This window comes from Thermaerobacillus caldiproteolyticus (assembly GCF_013761245.1).
Taxonomy (GTDB): Bacteria; Bacillota; Bacilli; order Bacillales; family Anoxybacillaceae; genus Thermaerobacillus; species Thermaerobacillus caldiproteolyticus.
Genome location: NZ_JACDUT010000009.1, coordinates 27782 through 50900, shown reverse-complemented (window position 1 = coordinate 50900; position 23119 = coordinate 27782). Strand labels below are relative to the sequence as shown.

Below are 23119 nucleotides of genomic sequence, written 5' to 3'. Positions count from 1 at the left end.
TTTTAAAAACTCCCCATGTGTTATTCGATTTCTTGTGACCTAGGAAACCACAATTTTTTGAAGGCTTTTTACAGCCTTTTTCTTTTTTGCTTCTAATCGTCTTTGTTCGTAGCATTCTTCTCTAAACTCTTGATATTTTTCTTTTCACATAAGTAGACGATACATCATCTTGAGTAGTGGATGACTGATTGCCGCAATGTCTCTTTCTTGAAAATTAGTCTTTTCATCATTTGCCGGTGTCGTAAGCACGATATGGGCGTCTTACGTGAAAGAATAGAAATTCTTCGTTACTCCGGGGTGCCAAGATGGCATGGATGGCTACGAGCAGTTTAGTCGAATAAAAATTGATTTCGAAGTCTACAAAGATGGAATTTAATGATAAAATGGAACCAAAATCCAAAGGGAAGTGATGTATTGGATAATTACATTAAAGAAAAGATCTCATATTTAAGAAATGCAAATCGTATTGTTGAGCTTAACAAAGGATTTTCACATGATAAAAAATATGTAATCGATGATAAGTATCTTTTAAGGCTTTTTTCTATTGAAGATAAACAAAATAGAAAAGAAGAATTTGACTGTATAAATAAATTAGCAACTTATTCAAACTATGTACCAACAGGAATAGAATTCGGTACTTTAAAAGATATTGATATGGCTTACATGATACTTACATATCTTCCTGAAATTGATGCTGAGGTCGCCTTAAAAGATTTAACGGCAAAAGAACAATATTCTGCGGGTTTTCTTGCAGGAAAAGAGTTAAAGGCTTTTCAGCACCTTTAGGTTATCCATCTTGGTACTCAATTAAGAAAAAAAAGAGTGATAAATACCTGAAGGAATTAAAGAAAATTAATTTAGATGAAAACATAAAGGAAACGCTTGAAACTTATATAAAAAAGAATGAAACTTTGATGAAAGGTAGACCTAGCAAGTTTCAACATGATGATTTTCATCCTTCAAATATTTTGATAAATAATAAGTCTTTTTCAGGAATTATCGATTTCCAAAGAATGGATTGGGGTGACCCAATTCATGATTTACATAAATTAGGATTTTTCTCAAAACAAGTTAGTATTGAGTTCACAAAAGGGATAATTGATGGTTATCATGAAAATCAAGTTTTAAACGAATCGTTCTGGGAGTTATATGCATTATACAGTGCCATGCATATTGTTTCGGCTCTTGTCTGGGGGATGGGACGAAGTCGTGAACAATACGAGGTATTGTTAAAATATTCTCTGGATGTTATAAAAGATCATGATAATTTCAATTGTGTAATTCCTAAGTGGTACGCTAACGATTACCATAGTTGAATAAAGACTAACAAAAACCACCTTACGATGTGGTTTTTCATTTCTTGAAAATCAACCATCACCGTTAACAGAGACTTCAATAAAAAATCAATCTCTTGAAACCATTTTTGTCATGAGACATCCACTTCTCTAGCAACATTTTCGGCTCTTCTTTTCTCCTATCGAAAATGACATCTACCCATCCATTCGATTGATGCCCCCATCTTTTTTTGCAGCCCATTGAAGCTAACAATATAACGTTCTTCCCTCGTTCATGTTGAGAAAAAAACTCTAATAGTTCCTTTAGGTAAGAAGCCGCCGGCTAGCAAGATCTATGAACTGTAGTAATCTTGCCAGCCAAAGCCTTTCTGCATGAGCATGCTTGCATCATATTGCTCGATTTTTTTTGGAGTTTTGCTGAAAATAGAAAGAGCAGCTACATAGTTTAAATCTACGGTCAAATCACGCAGTATAGCATTATCCAAAAGATCTGATCGACCGTCGAAAGCAAGCAACCGCGGTGTTTGTTGAGGTCCAGATACAGTCACGTTCAATGTCGGAATTTTTAAGCCTTCCCCCGTTGCTTTGAGAACGGCTTCCTTTCTTGTCCAATAGGTTAGAAAACCTCTTATGCGATCGTTTGACGCCATTTGCAATAGGTGTAATATTTCCTTTTCTGTGAGTACCCCATCCGCCATTTGGATGACGTCCAAATCAGGATTGATCCATTCAACGTCAACACCAACTGGCGCATCCCTGGTAAAAGCAACGAGAATAACATCTCCAGAATGTGAAACAGACCATTGTGGCAAACCGTAAGGTAATCGCGGGCGACCATGAGGTTTATGACAGACCGGACAAGTACGATCTATGGGTACTTGATGGGGAGCCACATTCAGTTGTGTTGCCAGCACTAACCTGCTTAATGTACAGCCTATAATGAATCGTATTCTATCTTCATCTTTTCGAAAAGATTGAGACCTTTTCCGTTCATCATCATTGAGCATCCGGACATGCCATGATTGAATATCAGTCGTTTTAGACATCCAAACTTGACACACATCATTCGATATGTGTGGTACAGAATTTACAACCTGCCACTCGATCATTAGAAGATTCCCCTCTCACCTGCAAACCATTATTTATCGACATCTAGCATTCTTTTGTCATGAAAAATAGAGAGTTAAGCAGGCGCTAATGAAACCTCCATCAAGGATGCTTCACCAATTCCTGCCCAACTCTTCTTCAAAATTCTGCTATAATCCAAATTTTAAAATAGGTACTCACCTTCCCAGCTTGAACTCCTTCAAAACTATTACGATATTCAGTATTCTCAACCTTTCAGCTACAGTTGGATATATTTGAAGTTCCTTGATTATTTTTGGTTATATTATGACATATCCTTTCTTTCCATCTTTTTCAGACTATTGGGTCTCATATCTGTCCAATGAGAGTTAATATAGTTTAAGCACGCTGCACGCGTATTTTCAGCAAAAGCGATATTCCAACCGTGTGGAATCGCAATAGAGGCAGGCCAGAGGGAATACTGGCCTTCATCATTGATCAATACAAGATAAGTACTGTCTTTATTCTCAAAAGGATTGGTCATTTTGTGCCTCTTCCTCCACTTATTGAAATTAAATTACTTTTTTCTTTTAATTTATCAGCAAGTACACGTCCAATTTCAGCTAACGGACCAGGTTGGCACATATCTTTATGGCGGCAATTGATATTATACTGAATAATCTTTCCATCGATATATGGCAACCACGCTTCTGGCTCGATTGGATCAAACCATTCAGGTATGATGGTCGATCTAAAGAATAGGAGATCTCCCTTGTAGCGCCGCGGCACATATTCGCTTAAGATACGGACCGAATTTACATACGTATCTTTGAGATTTAATATCGTAGACTCTTCTAAACTAGCTAATGCACTTCCATCGCGTCGAAGCATATCAATGGTGTTCTCAAGATTGAGCAGTTTTCCATCCATGTTGTCTGGATCATAACCACCTAAAGCGAGTAACGCGATTAACGCTTCTTGCTCATCAGGTGCTTTTGCAATAGGTAAGAAGTGACTAGGGTATGCATCTAGCATCACTAGAAGTGCAATCTCTTCTCCTTGTTGTTGAAGCTGTGTCGCCATTGCATGGACGACATTTCCTCCTAGCGACCATCCCAACAAATAGTAAGGCCCCTCTGGCTGAACAGTTTTCATCTGGTTAATATAATCAGCAGCCATCTCGTCTAACGTCTTAGGCAATTTCTCAGCTTTTGCTATACCACGAGCCTGTAATCCATAAATCGGATAGTCTGTCCCGATTGACGTCATTAACCCTGCATAGCACCAGCTAAGTCCTCCCGCTGGATGTACACAAAATAAAGGAGGTTGGTTTCCGGAAGTTCTAAGAGGCAGCAAAATATCTAATGCACTTTGGCTGCTACCTATTTCAAGTTTCTCAGCAAGACCAGCGACAGTAGGAGCTTCAAATAAATCTCCAATGCTCAGCTCAACTCCAAACGTTTCACGAATACGGCTCATTAATTGAACAGCTAAAAGGGAGTGACCTCCTAATTCAAAGAACCCGTCATCAATACCTACACGCGGTAAACGGAGAACCTCCATAAACAGATCGCATAGCATCTCTTCTTGAGGAGTCCGCGGTCCTCTATCGGTTATCTCTATCGTCCAATCCGGTGCAGGCAGTGCTTTGCGATCAAGCTTACCATTAGGAGTTAATGGCAAAGCCTCTATCATCACAAAAGCAGACGGTATCATATAATCCGGCAAGCTAGCAGCTACATATCGCCTTAGTTCGACGGATTCTAGAGAAACATCTTTCGCAGGTACAATGTATGCAACAAGACGTTTATCACCCGGCTGATCTTCACGTACTACAACGGCAACTTGTGCAATATTAGGATGCTTAGCTAAAACAGCCTCAATTTCACCCAGTTCAATGCGGTATCCTCGGATTTTTACTTGGTGATCTGCTCGCCCAATATAATCCAATGTTCCGTCAGCACGCCATTTTGCTAAATCACCTGTGCGATACATTCTTGAGCCTGGTAAACCAAACGGATTAGCAACAAAGCGCTCCGCGGTCAAATCCGGCCTTCCCAAATATCCGCGCGCCAATCCCGCTCCTGCCACATACATCTCTCCGATAACTCCCGGCGGAACCGGCTGTAGATTTGCATCTAATACATAAACCGCTAAATCAGGAATGCTGCAGCCTATTAAGCTGTTTCCTTTTATAGAGATGATATTTTTATTCAACTCAATGTAGCTGACATGAACAGTCGTTTCAGTAATGCCATACATATTGATAAGCTTTGGCATATCATCAGCATGCCGTTCATACCAATCTTCCAAACGACTAAGCTCCAGCGCTTCTCCTCCAAATATGATAAAGCGCAATGAAAGCTGTCTAGACAGTTCGATATTTTCTCTGTCGGCCTGCATGAGCTGATAAAAAGCAGATGGTGTTTGGTTGAGAACGGTCACTCTTTGTTCAACAAGCAATTGTAGAAACTCCTTTGGCGAACGACTGACATTATGTGGGACAACGACCAGACGCCCTCCATACAAGAATGGTCCCCAAATCTCCCAAACAGAAAAATCAAACGCATAAGAGTGGAACAGCGTCCAAACATCATCCGACGTAAATTGAAACCAATGTTCAGTCGATTTGAACAGGCGGACCACATTTTGATGCGGAATCATCACGCCTTTTGGTTTACCAGTTGAACCTGAAGTGTAGATGATATAGGCTGTATGATACGGCGACAACGCTTCGATTCGATTCGAATCATCTGGATTTGTTTCCGCATACGTTCCTAGTATATTGGCTACATGAGCTTCATCAATAATAAGATGTTCAGCACCGCCAGCATGAGGAAGTTTTGAAGCTATTTCCTTATTTGTAATGACATACATTGGCCGTGCATCTTCCATCATATAAGCGATCCGGTCCTCTGGATAATCTGGATCTAAAGGTAAATAAGTTCCCCCTGCTTTAAGCACAGCCAGTATTCCTATGACCATTTCCAACGAACGCGGCAACGCTAGTGCCACTACTCTTTCCGGTCCAATTCCCTTTTCAATAAGGAAATGGGCGAGCTGGTTCGCTCTCTTGTTTAATTCAGCATAGCTTAGCTCTTGACCTTCAAAGACAACAGCAGTAGCATTAGGAATTCTTTGCACCTGTCTTTCGAATAGTACTGGCAAGCATTCTTCAGGTACTGAGCGAGTGTTATGATCCTCTTTCGCTAAGAGTTTCTTGCGTTCTTCCGGTAAAAGCATATCGATTTGTCCAATAGGAAGATCAGGATTCATAACCACTTCCTTAAGCAACTGGCATAATCGCTTTGCAAACGCTTCGACCGTAGTATGATGGAATAAATCGCGGCTGTACTCGAATAAACCAATCAGTCCATCCGGAGAACCGTCTTCTGCACGGTGTTCACGAAGTTCGAGAGTCAGATCGAATTTAGCCGAGCCGACGCTGCGAATTTCTAACTTACTTTCAAGACCATGTAATTCTAGTTTCGGTTCAGGTGTATTTTGAAACACAAACATCACTTGGAATAATGGGTGCTTGGCTCGAGATCTCACCGGATTAAGAATTTCCACTAGACGTTCAAACGGAAGATCTTGATTCTCGTAGGCAGATAGGTTCACTTCTCTGACTCTGCCAAGAAGTTCTCGGAAACTTGGATTTCCTGATGTGTCCATGCGAAGCACTAACGTATTAATGAATAATCCTACTAGATTCTCTAATGAATCGTCGTTTCTTCCAGCAATTGGACTGCCAATTGGAATATCTGTTCCTGCTCCTAATCGAGTGAGAAAAGCAGCAAATCCGGCCTGAAGCACCATAAATAGACTCGCTTTATTTTCACGAGCAAGATCCAGTAGACGTTTGTGAAGTTCTGCATCAATGCGAAAATCGACGATGCCTCCTTCATAGCTGGACTCAGCAGGACGTGGGTAGTCAGTAGACAACTCCAGTTCTTCTGGCAAGTCAGCTAACGTCTTTTTCCAGTAATCGAGCTGTTTCGCTATTAAATTTGCAGGATTGGTCTCGTCACCTAAAAGTTCTTGCTGCCAAAGAGCATAATCAGCATATTTTACTAGTAAAGGAGACCACTCTATTTTTTGATTATGACAATGCGCGTTATAAGCGGCAGCTATGTCACGAGTTAATGGCGTTAGCGACCATCCATCGACAATAATATGATGCATTAAAAGTAGCAACACATGTTTATTTGGACCAAGTACGAACAGCTGAGCGCAAATCGCCGGCTCTGCAGCTAAATCGAAACTGTAGCGTACCGCAGCATTTAATTCATCAGATAACTGGCTTTCACTGATTTCTTTGATAATCAATTCAGGCCGTACTTGATGAGGTTCTAAGACAACCTGCCTTGATGTCCCCGAACTTTCAGGGAAAATGGTCCGCAATGGTTCATGCCGCTCAATGACATCGTATAAAGCATTTTGCAGTGCATGATAATTAAGCTCTCCTGTTAAATGCACAACGACCGGTATATTATAAGTAGGACTTGGCCCTTCAAGGTGGTGAAGGAACCATAGACGACGTTGTGCAAATGAAAGAGGGATATCCTCTTTGTGAACATACGCTTTGATAGGCGGCTTGATATTTTCTGCATCCTCAAAATGCTTAACAAGACTAGCAACAGTAGGCGATTCAAATAGTTTACCAATCGTAAGTTCCACGCCTAACACATCTCGGATACGGCTAATGAGACGAGCAGCAAGTAACGAATGTCCTCCCAATTCAAAGAAATTATCATCAATTCCAACACCGGACAGTTCTAACACTTCAGCGAAAAGTTCGCATAAAATTTCCTCCTGAGGAGTTCTAGGTTTACGTCCTTTCACCGTCATCGTAAAATCCGGAGCCGGCAATGCTTTGCGATCAATCTTGCCGTTTGGAGTTAAAGGAAATTCATTAAGCACCATAAATGCTGACGGAACCATATAATCTGGTAATCTCTCGCTGACATAGCGGCGCAGCTCTGTAAGATCAAGGGTGTCTTTGCTTTGCTCATGAGGAATGACATAAGCAACCAACCGCTGATCCCCTGGATGATCTTCGCGAGCCACTACTAACGCCCGCTCTACAAGATCATATTTCGACAATACTGTCTCAATTTCACCTATCTCGATGCGAAAACCGCGCAGCTTGATTTGATGGTCGACGCGACCTATATAATCTAAAGAACCATCCATACGCCAGCGAACAAGATCTCCTGTCCGGTACATACGGCTTCCCGGTGGTCCATACGGATTGGCAACAAAACGTTCTGCTGTCAAATCTGGTCGTCTTAAATACCCTCGCGCAAGCCCTGTGCCTGCAATATATAGCTCTCCGACCACTCCCGGCGGAACTGGCTGAAGTTGATCATCCAATACATACACTTGAGTATTCCAAATCGGCCGGCCAATAGAAGGTGTCCGGGCATCGTCAGGATGAAGGGCCGACATCGTTGACCATATCGTTGTTTCTGTTGGTCCATACAAATTCGTAATCTCGCAATCTAGACTATGTAATGCTGATGCAAGACTGCTTGAGAGTGCCTCTCCCCCCACCAGCACTCGAAGTCCAGCGATGCAATCAGAATGATGGGTGACAAGCATATGCCAAAGCGTTGGCGTTGCCTGCATAATCGTAATTTCCTCATCGGAGATCACAGCTGCCAAAGCTTGCGGATCATGAATCGTTTCCTTCTTAGCAACCACCAAACTCGCTCCGCTGATTAACGGAAGAAAAATTTCTAATGCAGAAATATCAAAAGCAATCGTTGTAACCGCGAGCAAACGGTCATGCTCCTTTAACACAAATTTCTCCTGCATCGCTAATAAAAAGTTATTCAGACTATTGAATGGCACCACAACGCCTTTTGGCTTGCCCGTCGAGCCTGACGTATAGATGACATAAGCTGGATGAAGCGGTGATTGCGTTTTAGAAACATTTATATCAGGATAATTTTTGATTACCCTCTCTGTTTTTGGATGATCTAGTATAATCGTAGAACGAGAAGGAACATTCAATAGTTTCGACTGTACAGACGAACTTGTTACAATGCAAACAGGCTTTGTATCTTCCAGCATAAAAGCGACTCGTTCTTCTGGATAATCGAGATCTAGAGGGAGATAGGCCGCTCCGGTTTTCAGCACCGCCAGCATTGCGATAACCATCTCTGCGGAACGCGGAAGAGCTAAAGCGACGTATTGCTCTGGCCCCACTCCATATTCCATTAGGAAATGGGCAAGACGGTTTGCTTGCTTATTTAGTTCAGTATAACTAAGCACCTGATCCTCACAAATTACAGCGATTGCTTCCGGAGTCTTTTCCACTTGTTTTTCAAAAAGCTGTAAAAAACTTTCTTCCGGATGAGAATGTGCCGTTTCGTTCCATTTCTCTAAAACTTGATGACGTTCTTTTTCAAGAAGAAGATCGATCTTTCCGATCAGCGCATCTTCTTTCAGTGACTCCATTGTTTCAAGCAATTTAAAAAAGCGAGCTTGATGAGTCGTAAGCTCATCCATACTATAAATTTCCAGATTAGCATCAAAATCAATTCTTAACCCGTTTCCATCTGTTCGGTCGTATACATTAATAGCAAGATCGTCAATTGGCCCAGCAGCAAGATTGTGTATAATGCCTTGATACCCGCCGAAATGAAGCCCATAGTCAAATGGCATAATATTCACTTGCGGACCAAATAATCGTTGATTTTCACCTAGCAGCTTAAGATCACGGCGCAGCTGCTCATGCCGATATTTTTGATGTTGCCTTATTTCTTGAATTTCCTGTCTAACTTGGCTTAATAGTTCCGAAAGCCTCATATCAGCATGCAAATGCAAGCGGAGCGGCACAATATTCATGACCATTGCAGGCACATTCAAGGCTGAAGACCCTAAACGGTTCATCATTGGTAAACCAAGAATGACATCGTTTACCCCTGTTAACCGATGAACATAAAGCCCCGTAGCGGCAATGAAAACTTCATGCCAGCTCGCTTTCAGATTTTGAGCTGATTGTTTAAAACGTTCTGTACTAGATGGAGACATATACGCCGTCTTCCGAATAAATGTATTAGACGTCCGAACTGCCCGATCAGAAAGACTAACCACCTCTGGCTGATCACGAAAACGCTCCATCCAAAACTCGCGATCACGCTCATACTGTTTTGATGTATGGTAAACTTGATCTTCTTCGATCACTTGATTGAGCGAAGCGAATTTCTCATCGTCAATTGGCGCATGGTTCACCAATGCCGTGTAGATTTTGGCCACTTTTTGCGCAATAAGCGAGAATCCAAAACCATCAATGGCAATATGATGAATGCGCTGATACCAGAAAAACCGATTATCTGAAAGTTTAAATAAAGCTTCAGTAAAGAGCGGATCGCATGTTAAATCAACCGGCTTGGATAAATCATTCTTCATCCAAAGAATCGCTTCTTCTTGCGGATTTTCCGTTGCGCTCACATCAATAAAATAGAAAGGAAAATCTGGCGAAGGATCAATCGTTTGCCATGGTCCGTTCTCATCTTCACCAAACCGGGCATGCAATGATTCTGCTTCAACTAAGACTTGCCGCAACGCCTTTTCAAAGAGAGCCGGATCAACCGGCCCATTAATCTCTATATATTCCCCAGTGTTATAGATGGGATTTTCAGGATCCAACTGTTGGGCAAACCAAATGCCTGCTTGTGCCCCAGATAAAGGCATACGTATATCTTGGCGATTTGACATGGATCTTGCCTCCTTTATTGCGAGTCTTGAGCAGATAGTACCTTTTCCGATTGAGAAGACAACAAGTTCCACCAATCAAAGAGAGTAGGACGTGCAGCAAGGGCCGCAAAGGTAATCTCCGCTCCTGCTTTTCTCCATTTTTCAACTAAACTCATCATGCGAATGGAGTCCAATCCTCTGTTTATCAAATTCTCATGATCAGAAAGATCCGCTGGAGACTCTTGAATAAGCTCCGCTACTTGATTACGTACATCATGCAAACTCATTGGCAATGTGTTTTGGCAGTACGAAACGTGTTCTTTTTTTAATGCCTCAATTAGATTTTGCGTGGATGTAGTAAACGCACAACGGCTAGCCGCATAATTGAGAGCCATTTTGTGATGCTCTAACGAAAAGTCAGCGACAGCATCCGCAACAAAAAACACTTGTATATCCTGCATAAAGGCATCACTAGCAGTTAATAAACATCCGATATGCGCATAAACACCGCAAATAATCAACTGATCTCGCCCATGTCCTTTTAATATTTCTAAAAGATTAGTTTTTTTGAATGCGCTGTATCTCCATTTTGTAAGAACGATATCCTTTGAATCAGGTGCTAATTCATCGATAATCCCCTTTTGATAAGGATCATCAGCGATTCCATTTCCCCAAAAATCCTGAAGCAATCCACGCTGTTCCAGCGTTTGTCCCCCCGGTTGCGCAGAGTAAATAACGGGAATTCCCATTTCTTTGCATTCCTTTTTTAGTCGTTGAATATTCCTTACTAGTTCGATGAAAGGCGACATATTAGAGGGAAAAGCGTCAAGAAAATAATTTTGCATATCGTGAATAAGAAGTGCCGCACGTTTAGGATCAGGTGTCCACGATACTTTGTTTTTTGGCAGATCTGATGAAACAGGCATTGGATAAGCTGGAATAGCAGGGATAGCCATCTAACCACTTCCTTTCAATCGTTATACTGTTGTTTTTCCAGCAGATTGCAGCTTTTCCGCAATGATTTGACGTAATGCCCTCTTGTTAATCTTTCCTACCGCTGTCTTTGGAAATGAATCAACGAATTCGATGCGATCAGGTATTTTAAAACTTGCCACTCCACGTTCTCGCAAGAACGACTTCAGCTCAGCTGCTTCCAAGGAGCGATGACGCGGAATGATAAAAGCGCATGATCGTTCACCGAGGAATTCATCCGGCATCGAAACGACAGCCGCATCACGTACTGAAGGATGTGCTAAAAGGTGATTTTCGACTTCCTCAGCCGCAATCTTTTCACCGCCTCGGTTAATCTGATCTTTCACACGTCCTTCCACAACCAAGTATCCGGATGGAGTCATTCTTACCAAGTCACCCGTCCGGTAAAAGCCATCAGAAGTAAAGGCTTTCGCATTATGTGCTTCTGCTTTATAGTATCCGCGAATGGTATAAGGACCTCTCGTTAACAGTTCGCCAACTTGACCAGGCTCCACCTCGTTATCTTCTTCATCTACTATGCGGATTTCATCATATTTAGACATTGGCTTTCCTTGGGTATTTACAATCACTTCTTCGGGATCGTCTAATCTCGTATAGTTGACTAATCCCTCAGCCATGCCATATACCTGCTGCAAGGTGCAACCAAGAACTGGTTTTACTCTTCTGGCTACTTCTGCGCTGAATTTAGCCCCGCCGACTTGCAAGACTTGAAGGCTGGATAAATCATAATTGCGAGAAGATGCGGCGTCTAACCATATCCAAACAAGCGGCGGCACGAGCGCAGTAATGGTGACTTTCTCTTGCTGAATAAGCGGAAATGCCTCATCTGGACTAGGACTGTCTGCAAGAACCACTTTTCCGCCCGCATATAACGTCCCTAGCACACCTGGTGAACTAAGCGGATAGTTATGAGCAATGGGAAGAACCGCAAGATAAATACTATCCTGATTAAGTTGGCAAATCTCCGCACTAACCCGGAGACTGTAGATATAATCATCGTGAGTTCGCGGAATCATTTTTGGCAACCCCGTGCTTCCTCCTGACAGCTGAAAGAAAGCAACATCGCTTGAATGAATGGTCGGAAGTTTGATAGGATCTACAAACAGATTTTCTAATGATTCAAACTCTCCTGCCTCTCCAATCACGATGACATGCTTCAGAGTTGGAACAGCATCCTTTACCTGTTTTGCCAGAGAGCGGAAATCAAATCCCGCATGCTGCTCTGGAATAATATAAGCTGCCGCTTCACTGAATTCACAAAAATAACTGATTTCACTATATCGATGTGAAGGTAAAGCAAAGACAGGCAGCGCCCCCAAACGGAATAGAGCAAAGCATACTTCAAAAAACTCAATTTGATTCGGCAATTGAATCACAACGCGATCCTTTGGCTGAATCCCCAATCGGTGGAATCCTGAGGCAAGTTGATCCGCTCTTCTATCAAGCTCTTTATAGCTGATTTGCCTTTTTCCAGAAGTAACCGCAATGCGATCACCGTACTTTAACGCCCTTTCCCGTAGCATGTCACCAAAAGTCTCACCTGCCCAGCATCCCTCCTTCCGGTAAAAGTCTGCAAACTCCTCTGGCCATGTAGTGCATCCGCTTAGCATAACTTTCTCCTTCCGAATTTATTTAAGTATGTCGTTGTTTAACCCCATAGCTAGAAGCATCGTACGAAACTTAGCTGATGTTTCTGCTAGTTCTTCCTCTGGTGTGGACCCCTCGACAACGCCAGCTCCTGCAAAAAGACGAAGAGAATAGTCTTCAACTTCTGCACAACGGATTGTAACAATCCATTCTCCATCCCCTTCACCGTCGCACCAGCCAACCATTCCCGTAAAAAAGCCCCGTTCAAATGGTTCAATTTCTTGTATCGCTTTTTTCGCTAATTGCGTTGGTGTTCCGCAAACAGCTGGAGTTGGATGAAGAGCAAACGCAAGTTCAAGAGAAGTAATTGAAGGTGAAGATAGCTCTCCACTTATTACTGTTGATAGATGCCACATCGTTTCAGTATGAATGAGTGAAGGCTCCTCAGGAACATTCAATGTCTTGCAAAACGGTCTGAGCGCATTCGCTACTGCTTCGATGACCACAGCATGCTCATGGCGATTTTTCGCTGAAGAAAGAAGAGCATTAGCGCGACGCTGATCTTCTTCAGGATCTTCACTGCGAGGCGCTGAACCTGCGAGCGGGTTCGCTATCACTTGCAGGCCCGATTTCGAAACGAGCAGCTCTGGACTTGCTCCCAGCAAAGTTCTGCTTCCCTTTGTTTCTGAAGCCTTGTTCGCTTCACTCAACAATTCTGCAGCAAATGTGTAACCATTTGGATTATGTACCGCCAATTTACGAAGAAGGTGAGAAATATCTACCTTTTCTGATGAAGCAAGATGAAGAGATCTTGATAAAACCACTTTACGAAGGTCGCCCGCTTTTATTCTGCTTAATCCTTGTTCAACTGCATTTTCATATTCCTGTGGCGACGGAACAGGTTTCACTTCATACTCATTAGTCACATTTTGTTCGATTTGGCTATTCAATTGGCCAAATAGCAGTGGACCTGACCATTTTACCTCTGAAGGCACAATAAGCTGGGCTGAATACATATGGTCAAATGGTATGGCGCCAACAACAATCGGATTGTCGCTAATTCCATGCTGTTTCGCATCCTGTAAGACCTTCTTTACATGCTCAAGTATTTGCATTTGCTTGTGCTCGTAGCCATCAGTCGGCACTGTTGCAAAAATTCCTTGAGCTAAAAGAGTTTTATGCGGAGAAGCTAAAAAAAAGGACGTTCCCGCTTTGTATTCAGCAAGAAGCTGTTCAGCTGTAACATGACTGATTGTTTTTGTTTTCATCATATTGTTACCTCCATTGAATGTTATGAGTCTAATGTTGCGCCGCCATCCACCCTTAAATCGTGCATCGTGATATGTCGTGACTGCTCAGAAACGAGAAATAAAACAGCATCTGCGATATCTGAAGGCTGAGCCATCTTTTTCAGAGGAATGCCGAGACGAAACTCCTCCATCGAACCAGCGATCACTTTATTTGCCCCATTTTCATCCATCCACATTGCCCGCTGCATTTCCGTTTCAGTGGAACCAGGAGATACAACGTTGCAGCGAATATGATACTGAGCAAGTTCAAGTCCAAGGCATTTCGTAAACATGGTTGCCGCTGCCTTTGAAGCTGCGTAAGCAGACATAAACATTCTTGGAACGGTTGCTGCATTCGAGCTAACTGTGACGATCGCACCTGAACGTCGAGGAATCATTCGCCTGCTAGCCGAACGAGAAACATTAAAAACACCTGTAGTGTTCACCTTGAATACCTCTTCCCAATCTTCATCAGTAAAACTTTCGATGAAACCCGTTCGCAGAATCCCAGCAACATTTACCAAAATTTCGATAGGACCCATTTTGTCCTCAATTTGAGCGACGATTTCATCAATTTCTGCACTATTAGCGACATCTGCGGGAAAAGCATGCACATCGTAACCATTACTCTGTAAATCAGAGACGAGAGCAGCCAATCGATCGCCATTTCGATCTACTGCCGCAACAGATACGCCATGTTCGACAAAAGACCTTGTCACCGCTTCACCGATTCCTTGGGCAGCTCCTGTTACAAGGGCTACCTTTCCCTTAATTCCCCGGTTATCCATCTGATCAAATCCTTTCTTGTTTCTATTCATCAAGCACTCTTGCGGCTTCTACTAACCATTAAGCCTCATTCTTAGGATTTGTGATTTTCGATAATGATTATCATTATCATTTATAGTTATATACTATATTACAAAAATGGAATCCATCTGTCAAATTTGATTTTTGTATTTGTAGATAAATGCCACATAGGTCCTAATTGAAAAAAGATTGTTCCTATCCAGATTAGTTTGACTTAGTCAAGGTGTAAAACTTTGCTAATTAGTAGAAGAAGTATAGAGGTATGACCTTCTTCTTCAATTCGATAAACTTTATATGCAACCCTCGATTTTTATTAGTCAGCAGGCCGTTCTTACATTATCTCTTATCTGACTTTGACGATATTTCTCTAATTCTCCTATCTCAACTAAAAGGTCGGTGTGTACTTTCTCCTTTTCTAGTCGAGCTAGAAATTTTTCTTCTTCCTTCAGTATGAGCTTTTCATTCCAATGAATAGATAGCACTTCCTGCAATGTATGTCTGAAAGGAAGAAGGTTTCGTAAAAAGTGTATGCAGCACAAATCCCCAAGTGAATGGCCAAAGATTGTTTGGCTGCGAGTATCTATCCTATATGTTCGGTCAATCATCGGTTTTAGTTCCTCTTCCATAAAGGATAAGAATGACAAAGCTCTACCTTGCGCAGAACACAGAGCCCCATCAAGATTTGGAAGCAGCCTTCGTCATTGTATCATCGTAAAAACGGGCTGAAGAAAACGATAACTCTATCGGATAACCGATTTATTTACCAAATAAATCCAAATTAGATGATAACTATTCTCATTTAGAATTATACGTAATTAATTTTCTATTGAACATGGACATATTCCTGATTTATAAATGGACGATTTCTCGAAAACGGAAGCAACGACTCCTTCAATCCCCGTTCATGAGCGCTAGAAGAATACTCCCTCCATGGATCTGAGGAAATCGTATGTGCATGATTAAATCGAACAGCTTTCAAACCGTTCTATACGCTTGAGTTTTGAATAGATTTCCAGTTCTTGACGTTCACTAGCAACCGATCCGGGTTCATTTTAGCCAAATCATGAAGTGATATAGCTTGTTTGAAAGGAATGAAATTATTTGATTGAGCAGACCTCATATCTAAATCACCATAAAAAACTTCCATTACGGTACGCGAGTAGTCAAAATATAGGGTGCCACGGTATAAACGCATCTTTTCCCCAACATGCTTTTTTAATTGATTTCTAGTATACGTCACTTGTCGATCGTAATTTCTTAGCCATTCAATCGCCTCTTGCTTCTCTCCTAGATACTGGGCAATCATGATCATTTAGTTATTCATATTACAATGTAGAGCGAAATGAATAAGTTTCCTCACGAATCGATAATGATAATCATCATCATTTATAATGTACTAATTTTTCCCATTAATGAATGATGATATCCATATAAAACATGAGAGAATTTAAAATGTATTCCAGATTATCAGATTATTACTCATGATAATTGCTTTCAGATTTAATATTTTTAATATTTTTAATATTGTCTAATGAATCATTAATCTCTCTCATTCTCGTATGCGGCGGATAGTTAACCGCCTTTGAATATGACCCTTTTCGTGCAGTAAAAGTGATCTAATGTTGTCAATGGAGAATAAGAGGAAAACAAAAAATTTCTCAGAAGTTCTGAATATTCTATAAGTATGAATAACACTATAATAACGGGAGCATGATTTTAAAGTGTTATTTCTTGGACAGGGGTGGATTCCAAGACCATATTTTAGGTGAACTTCTTCCTCTTCGAACAAGGTAAGTTTTTTACTTGAAGCGTAACGCTGTTCTAATAAAGCATTGATACCTCCAATTTTCGGGAATAAGAAGAGATCAATTGTCGATGAGGATTCAAAAGTTGAGCTGCTTATAAGCCCATGTAATCTTGCATAGCAAAACGATAATAGCTACTCGTTTCCCATATTTGCATTTTTAGGGTTCGTCCGAATGCTTGAAAACGTTCAATGGCCCAATCATGATGATTGGTAATTTGTAAAATTTCCTTGTACTCTAGTTAGGAGCAGTATAAATAGAAGACTGGTATCTTTACACATGTTGAGAAATCGAGTTGGATTTTATATAGCAAATCCGTCCAATAATAACCTTTCCATTTAGATATTGACAGCAAATAAATATAGTGATATGATTACGAACAAAAAACATACTATTTCAATATGATTTATATGTTTTTATATTCATTAAAGCCATCAATAGAAAGTAGTTACAGGATTCCTTCCAAGACATCAAGATTTAACGGAATTTAAATTAAATATTCATTACAAGTCGATATTGAATTCGAGTAATCCATTTCATTTATACATGGATTATGCGCTTGCTTCGCAACACATTCTACGTTCTAAAAAATTGTAATCTATTAATTAAGGAGCGCTCAGCAACCTTTTCTTTGAATAAGCGGCTATGCAGGCTCGGAATACAAATAAACCGAAGGAGAAAGTGTATCATGCCATTCAGTTATGTATCCCATTTATACTGTCCAAAGTGTAAAAAAACATATAGCACAAATAAAAAACATCAGCTATGCGAGTGCGGTTCTCCTCTGCTTGTCGCATACAATCTTGACGCATTACGTAAAGACCTAAAGCCTGAAATTATCGCAAACAGAGAGCCCAACATATGGCGGTACCACGAATTATTGCCCGTAGAAAATTCTGAGCATATCGTTTCTTTAGGAGAAGGGATGACACCGCTTGTTCCTATGCCTCGGCTTGGTAGAGATATGGATGTCGAGCAGTTATATATGAAGGACGAAGGAGTGATTCCGACAGGAACCTTTAAAGCAAGAGGAGCAGCCGTGGGCATATCAAAAGCAAAAGAACTTGGTGTCAAAAACTTAGCTATGCCGACGAATGGAAATGCAGGGGCAGCATGGTCGCTTTATGCAGCTAGGGCAGGGATTCAAGTGACTGTTGTAATGCCAGTAGATGCTCCTGTGATTACAAGGAATGAATGTGCCATCGCTGGAGCCGATCTTTACTTAGTAAACGGTTTAATCAGTGATGCAGGCGCCATAGTCAGCAAAGCAATCCAGCAACGAAACCTTTATGACGCTTCAACACTCAAAGAGCCTTACCGTATTGAAGGTAAGAAAACGATGGGATTGGAGATAGCAGAACAATTCTCTTGGAAACTCCCTGATGTGATTTTATATCCGACCGGAGGAGGTGTCGGACTAATAGGGATTTATAAGGCACTGAAAGAATTGCAGGATCTTGGATGGGTGCAAGGAAAGCTGCCAAGGCTGGTGGCTGTACAGGCGGAAAATTGTGCTCCAATCGTCAAAGCTTGGAACCAAAAGAAACAAGTATCGGAATTCTGGCCAAACTCTTCGACTGTTGCCTTCGGAATTAATGTGCCAAAAGCTTTGGGGGACTTCCTCGTATTAGATGCTCTGTATAAGACAGATGGGTGCGCGATTGCTGTAGAAGACGATGCCATTATGAATGAGCAACGAAACGTCGCTCATCTCGAGGGAGCTTTTATTTGTCCGGAAGGGGCTGCGGCATTTCTGGCTGCCCGTCGCCTGCGCGAGAAAGGATGGATTCGCAAGGGAGAAAGGGTTGTCGTTCTTAATACGGGAATTGGATTGAAATATACACATACCGTGAGTATCGAGGTGCCAATCCTGCAACCCGGTGATCATTTACCTGAGAGAGAAAATTATTCTTAAAAAAATTAGAAGAGAGTTCTTACTGTTACCCCCTTTAAGTAGACAGTGTAAAAAGCCCCACCAATTGTGGGGGTATTACACTATACTTGGAGGGGATTTTCATTTGGCTAAAAGGATAAACATCCCCACTATATAGAAGATTTTACAAGAATGGATGTAAAATAGCGAGGAAAGTTACGACGTACCTACTTAAAGAATTAGATCTTCGTAATTCAACACAGTTAAGCACTCCATCAACCTATTAATGAGATATATTTGGACGAATCAGATAAATAATCTGATTCATAATTAAAATAAATTTATAACGAGTATTTTAATCGTTATGTCAAAAATCCAAAAACTCCATATAATAATACAAATTTTAATTTGTTTTATCTGGAGATGGTCTTATGGCACGCTGGATCGATATATCAACAAACAAACATCAATTAAAACTTTATGATGGTAATAGGTTAATAAAAGTGTATCCCATCGCTGTTGGCAAAATATTAACCCCAACACCTTCAGGAAGATATACAATTATCAATAAACAACGCAACCCCGGAGGTGCTTTCGGGGCATTGTGGATGGGTTTATCAAAGCCTCATTATGGAATACATGGAACAAACAACCCTTCTTCTATTGGCAAGAATGTATCACATGGATGTATTAGAATGTATAACCATGATGTTTTAGAATTATCATCAATGGTTCCTATTGGAACACTTGTCTACATTCATAAATGAGGTTCTAAATCAGAACGATATTTTCTTTATAAAATTATCATTTAATAAAAAATACTTTTCATAGCGAAGTCTGTCCTTACATATTGACGAAACTAGTTTAGAAAATAACTTTGTACAACCCTTTTCACTTCCAAATCATTCCTTCAATTACGTCCGTAAAAATACACACTTTCTTAAGGAACGACCCTTAAAATCTTCAGACTGTTAACAACACGAATAAGTTCGATTTTATAATGAAGAAATTCATTTTTCAATTAGCTGATTCAACCTGGACTCTTCATTACTTCTAATCAGTCTTCCTAAAATGAAAGTCATGATAGCAGCTAAAAATAGTGCAGTAGCTAAAAAATAAAATCCGGCATGATAATTACCTGTCATGTCTTTTAATACGCCAAAAAATTTTGGTCCGTTATATCCTCCTAGATTACCAATTGCATTTTGCAAACCAAGAGCTGCGCCGACAACTCCGGCCGGGATAATAGCTGTTGGAATGGCCCAAAGAGGTCCATATGGAGCGTATACACCTATAGCTGTAATGGATAGCAAAACCATTTGAAGAACTGGTAACGTTACAAATTGTCCTATAATCATACTAATTGAAGCAATCACTAAAGGAATAGCAACATGTTGAACACGATTCATCCTCTTATCTGACCAATATGAATTCATTAACATTCCAATCAATGCACAAGTAAAAGGAATTGCCGTTAGCCACCCTAGCGTAACAGGATTTTTTGTAAATGTTCCAACTACACTTGGTACCCATAAAGTATAACCATAGAATCCGGTCATCCATAGAAAATACATAATAACCAGTCCCCAAACCGTCTTATTCTTAAAAGCAGCAATATACCCTTCTGATTGAACTGTTTTATTTTGTTCTGCTGCCAATTCCGTTAATAATCGCTCTTTTTCTTCTTGCTTCATCCATCTCGCCTCTGAAGGTTTATCTTTTATCATTGCATACCATACAAAAGCCCAGATAATAGGTGGTATGCCTTGAATGATAAGAACCGTCTTCCAGTCAAAAAATTTTAGCAAAAACCCGGATAAAGGGGCCATTAACATAGCGGAAACTGGCAAACATGCCATCCAAAAGGCATTGGCGCGTGCACGTTCTTTCGTGGTAAACCAATTTGCTAATAATACAAGAACTGCTGGCCAAACCCCTCCTTCAGCTACTCCAAGAGCAAACCTTACCACTTTAAGTTGTCCCTCTGTCTGAACAAAACCAGCAGCCGTTGCACATATTCCCCATAGCAACATGAGAATAAAAATCGTTTTTTTAGCTGACCATTTAGCAGCAAGTATCCCCCCAGGAATTTGGAAAATCAAATACCCGACAAAGAATATTCCTGCAATATCCCCTGCCGCTGAAGCATTAATCTTTAAATCCTCTTGTATATAAGGCATTAAAATCCCTACATTAATGCGATCGATGTAAGCCAACATATACATAATAAACGCAACAGGAATAATTCTAAGCCATTTCGATGCCCCCACAAAAATCCCTCCCCTTATAGGATGATAAAATCCCTTTTCTCTCCTATGAACATTGTTAACTCTCCTACTACTAAGAACCCGTTTTTATTTAAACAGCCATTCAGATTTGATTTAGGAAATGTTTTGAATACTTTGCCGCTAGCTTAATGCATTCTTCCATACTGACACTGCTTGCAATTCCTTTACCTGCAATATCAAAAGCAGTCCCGTGGTCTACAGATGTCCGTAAAAACGGAAGCCCATTTGTAACCGAAATCGTTCTTTCAAAATCAGTCATTTTGGCTGCAATATGTCCTTGATCATGATAAAGAGATAATACTGCAGCATATCTGCCGTTCAGTGCATGATGAAATACGGAATCAGCAGGAACAGGTCCAACCGCATCAATCCCTTTTTCAATGGCCGCTTCAATTCCTGGTCTGATTTCATCGATCTCTTCATAACCAAACAAACCATTTTCACCACCATGTGGGTTTAATGCTGCAACTGCGATTTTTCGATTTTCCACTCCAAGTTGTTGTAACGCTTTATCGCAACGAATTAAATAATCACATACTCTATCTTTTGTAATCGCAGCAATCGCATCTTTTAAAGATAAATGTCTCGTTAAGAAGAAAATACGCATATTTAACACTTCAAACATGGTTAACGGATCATCTGATTTGGTCAGCTCCGCTAAAATTTCAGTATGTCCGATAAATGGCACCTTTGCTGCTTTTAATGATTCTTTGTTAATTGGTGTTGTTGCTAAAGCAGTTACTTTTCCTTCCAGAGCTAACGCAACTGATGTTTCGATATATTCGTAGGCTGCTTTTCCGCATTGTGCTTGAACAGTACCCATTTCAAGTTGATCTACATCCAGATTGTCTAATGAAATCACATCTATTGTTCCATGTTCGTATATCCCTTCAGATGGATCATTGATTTCATTAATCTCAAGGAACGTATTTGTAAATTTCATTGCATTTTTTAACACTTCAGAATGACCGATGACAAGCGGTGAACAAACCTCGTAGATTTCCGGTTTATCTAATGCTTTTACCGTAATTTCAGGACCTATACCAGCTGGATCCCCCATTGGAATGGCGATAATATTTTTAGCTTTATTTACCATAGAAAACACTCCTTTTTGATTTAGAAATTTTTGTTTGCAAAAATCTTACACTTTTGTAAATAGCTCTTTTATCTCCTATCATCCCTCCCTTAGTTACGACGGGAAGGCCATCAAAATATCCACCAATAAATCGGCCGTATGCTGATAGTGGAAGAACTTCATCTTCCAGTTCAATTCCGTTTGCACGCCCGACCGCACAAAGAGAGGCTGTTACATCTCCTCCGCTTGAAAAGCATCCGGCAATTGGATATTCCGACTGTTCAATAATTCTCCGGCTTATCACTGCAAGACCATCTGTAATACGCTTGGCTAATGCTTCTTCGGTTACATGCTCAATTTCTGACAACGCTTTCAAATCAATTAATTTATTCCCCGGATGGTATGTAGTAACAATTAAAATGTTTTCTGTTTTTAATGCTTCTAACCCCGCTTCTACAGCAAATTCTACTTCCTTTTGCCAAGTTTCACTGTAACTAGCAAGTTTTTCAGGCGCTACATACACCGGAGTCGCCTTTGTTTTTTCAAATAAGTATTGAAGCTGTTGGCCAGTTAGGGAAGTTACGCTGCCAACCGTAACTAACAGCTTTGGTTCACTTACCACTCGTTGTAAATACGCTTTTGAATAAAAAGCCGTTAAAGGACCTGGATCGACAGGAACCATGATTTTATCATGAATGTTCGTCATCGCTGCGGCAATGGCTTCAATTTGTTCATCATTTACAGCGTCAAAAACAATAATTCTTTTGCCTTCTTCTAGCTTTGTTTTCAATCTTTTTGTTATAGCTTCTACTCCAGATAAAACAATATCTAAGCCAATATGTGTGATGGGATACTGACTTTGCTCTTCAATGATGGCCGGTACGAAAGATTTTTTGATTGGTATTACCGGATCTCTTGCTACGTCAGTTTCTTGAACAGGTGTTCCTTCTACTAATAGATACCCACCGATTATGACTCTTCCTGAATCCGGAAAAGACGGAACCACAACGGCAATGGAATTTTCGCCAAGTTCATTTAACACAGTGTCAATCTCTACCCCTATGTTTCCGCGAATGGTGCTATCAATTCTTTTGCAAAATACCTTTACCTCCCGTCGTTTAAAGCTATCAATAGCTTTTTTCACGCGATTCACAGCAATCTCCTTTTTGGCATATCTGCTGTCTGTATCTATACATATCGCGTCATATTTATCTGATGCTGGTAATGGTACATTGTATACAACAGTAGCGGTTGTAAAGCCTTGCTTTGCCAGCCTTACACCTGTTGCGTTTGCGCCTGTTAAGTCATCTGCGATTACCCCTACTTTCATGATGA

General features: G+C 40.7%; 16 protein-coding genes. 4 read left to right on the top strand and 12 right to left on the bottom strand.

Features of this window, described 5'->3' with window-relative positions; all coding sequences use genetic code 11:
• The first annotated feature begins 375 nt into the window (after positions 1-375).
• Together HNR31_RS18885 and HNR31_RS18880 are read left to right on the top strand one after the other, a co-directional pair.
• Positions 376-786, top strand: coding sequence for a hypothetical protein (locus HNR31_RS18885; protein WP_228485627.1), 411 nt, complete (start codon positions 376-378; stop codon positions 784-786).
• Complete coding sequence (locus HNR31_RS18880) at positions 732-1316, top strand: aminoglycoside phosphotransferase family protein (protein ID WP_309505717.1); 585 nt, start codon at positions 732-734, stop codon at positions 1314-1316. The genes HNR31_RS18885 and HNR31_RS18880 overlap by 55 nt, the downstream gene beginning before the upstream one ends.
• A 311-nt stretch (positions 1317-1627) precedes the next feature.
• Here HNR31_RS18880 and HNR31_RS13665 read toward each other — a convergent pair whose 3' ends face one another.
• The 9 genes from HNR31_RS13665 to HNR31_RS13625 all read right to left on the bottom strand — a co-directional run bounded on the left by HNR31_RS13665 (position 1628) and on the right by HNR31_RS13625 (position 16055).
• Entirely contained in the window at positions 1628-2404 is a 777-nt protein-coding gene (locus HNR31_RS13665) for a 4'-phosphopantetheinyl transferase family protein (protein ID WP_181556779.1), read from the bottom strand.
• Between the two features lie 281 nt (positions 2405-2685).
• Positions 2686-2904, bottom strand: coding sequence for an MbtH family protein (locus HNR31_RS13660; RefSeq protein ID WP_181556778.1), 219 nt, complete (start codon positions 2902-2904; stop codon positions 2686-2688).
• The gene (locus tag HNR31_RS13655) at positions 2901-10088 is read right to left on the bottom strand and encodes an amino acid adenylation domain-containing protein (RefSeq protein ID WP_181556777.1); all 7188 of its coding nucleotides are present in this window, start codon (positions 10086-10088) and stop codon (positions 2901-2903) included. The genes HNR31_RS13660 and HNR31_RS13655 overlap by 4 nt, the downstream gene beginning before the upstream one ends.
• A 14-nt stretch (positions 10089-10102) precedes the next feature.
• Positions 10103-11023 (bottom strand): isochorismatase, encoded by a 921-nt coding sequence (locus HNR31_RS13650; protein WP_181556776.1) that lies wholly within the window; start codon positions 11021-11023, stop codon positions 10103-10105.
• A gap of 21 nt (positions 11024-11044) precedes the next feature.
• The gene (locus HNR31_RS13645; protein ID WP_181556775.1) at positions 11045-12670 is read right to left on the bottom strand and encodes a (2,3-dihydroxybenzoyl)adenylate synthase; all 1626 of its coding nucleotides are present in this window, start codon (positions 12668-12670) and stop codon (positions 11045-11047) included.
• A gap of 18 nt (positions 12671-12688) precedes the next feature.
• A complete protein-coding gene (gene dhbC / locus HNR31_RS13640; protein WP_374058319.1) occupies positions 12689-13918 on the bottom strand; it encodes an isochorismate synthase DhbC in 1230 nt (409 codons plus the stop codon).
• A 20-nt stretch (positions 13919-13938) separates the two neighbouring features.
• A complete protein-coding gene (locus HNR31_RS13635) occupies positions 13939-14724 on the bottom strand; it encodes a 2,3-dihydro-2,3-dihydroxybenzoate dehydrogenase (RefSeq protein ID WP_181556891.1) in 786 nt (261 codons plus the stop codon).
• Positions 14725-15060: 336 nt separating this feature from the next.
• Positions 15061-15387, bottom strand: coding sequence for a hypothetical protein (locus tag HNR31_RS19365; RefSeq protein WP_181556774.1), 327 nt, complete (start codon positions 15385-15387; stop codon positions 15061-15063).
• A 341-nt stretch (positions 15388-15728) separates the two neighbouring features.
• Positions 15729-16055: a TroA family protein gene (locus HNR31_RS13625; RefSeq protein ID WP_220129541.1), complete on the bottom strand. Its 327-nt coding sequence runs from the start codon at positions 16053-16055 to the stop codon at positions 15729-15731.
• 1181 nt (positions 16056-17236) lie between these two features.
• Here HNR31_RS13625 and HNR31_RS13620 point away from each other — a divergent pair.
• Both HNR31_RS13620 and HNR31_RS13615 read left to right on the top strand, forming a co-directional pair.
• Positions 17237-18463 (top strand): threonine synthase, encoded by a 1227-nt coding sequence (locus HNR31_RS13620; RefSeq protein WP_181556772.1) that lies wholly within the window; start codon positions 17237-17239, stop codon positions 18461-18463.
• 389 nt (positions 18464-18852) lie between these two features.
• On the top strand, positions 18853-19188 hold the full coding sequence (locus HNR31_RS13615; RefSeq protein ID WP_181556771.1) for a L,D-transpeptidase: 336 nt from the start codon (positions 18853-18855) through the stop codon (positions 19186-19188).
• A gap of 243 nt (positions 19189-19431) precedes the next feature.
• On the opposite strand, the gene HNR31_RS13610 is transcribed toward HNR31_RS13615, so the two are convergent.
• From HNR31_RS13610 to HNR31_RS13600, 3 genes are all read right to left on the bottom strand, one after another.
• Complete coding sequence (locus tag HNR31_RS13610) at positions 19432-20691, bottom strand: MFS transporter (protein ID WP_181556770.1); 1260 nt, start codon at positions 20689-20691, stop codon at positions 19432-19434.
• A 100-nt stretch (positions 20692-20791) separates the two neighbouring features.
• Positions 20792-21805, bottom strand: coding sequence for a 4-hydroxythreonine-4-phosphate dehydrogenase PdxA (gene pdxA / locus HNR31_RS13605; protein ID WP_181556769.1), 1014 nt, complete (start codon positions 21803-21805; stop codon positions 20792-20794).
• Entirely contained in the window at positions 21795-23114 is a 1320-nt protein-coding gene (locus HNR31_RS13600) for a four-carbon acid sugar kinase family protein (protein WP_181556768.1), read from the bottom strand. The genes pdxA and HNR31_RS13600 overlap by 11 nt, the downstream gene beginning before the upstream one ends.
• Between the last annotated feature and the right edge of the window lie 5 nt (positions 23115-23119).